The sequence below is a fragment of the Telluria sp. AZSoR62 genome (assembly GCF_058111565.1).
In genome coordinates this window covers 1-538 of record NZ_JBYTST010000057.1, presented here as the reverse complement: position 1 = coordinate 538, position 538 = coordinate 1, and the positions used below count along the sequence as shown (strand labels likewise).

Sequence of the window (538 nt, the reverse complement as noted above, 5' to 3'; positions counted from 1 at the left end):
CGCTTTTCTATTGCGAAGGATCTGTATCGCTGTTTCAAGCATTCGAGCGATGCTGCTGAGGGTGCAGTTGATCCCAAAGAGTTATGCGGCAAAAGCTGCACATTTTCATCCCCACTTTCATACATGGGCACATTAGCGAGATCACAATAAGCAACATCTTCACCTGAGGATGACAGGAAGAAAATTGTGCAGCTCTTCCAGTCATGCGGATCGCCGATAAAAATACCATCTTGGACAAGCCGCAATGTTCCGTCACCGTGTGGAAGGTCCAGCGCCATGCAGCCACCACCAGTATGGGTTTCAACAAAACCATATGCCTTAACCGGGTCAACGAGAAACCGTCCACAGGGTGAGAAATACGGGTTACGTATCTCCATATCCTCATCAATGAACGCAAGAACCTTAGGATCATAGGGTGCAAGGTACGTTTGCCCTGTTGGATCTACCAGAGTCATCGGCAGGGCAGCAACTGCACTTTCAGCTGCAATGAGGTTACTGGTCACTTCTGATTGTTCGTCTGCGCGCATGTGAGTTCTCC

The 538-nt window shown here is 49.1% G+C and carries 1 protein-coding gene; it reads right to left on the bottom strand.

Annotated features, from left to right (window positions below):
• Positions 1–527: hypothetical protein (locus tag AC3XQU_RS22835; protein WP_489876446.1), on the bottom strand; the 527-nt coding region annotated here is incomplete at its 3' end.
• Positions 528–538: the final 11 nt, after the last annotated feature.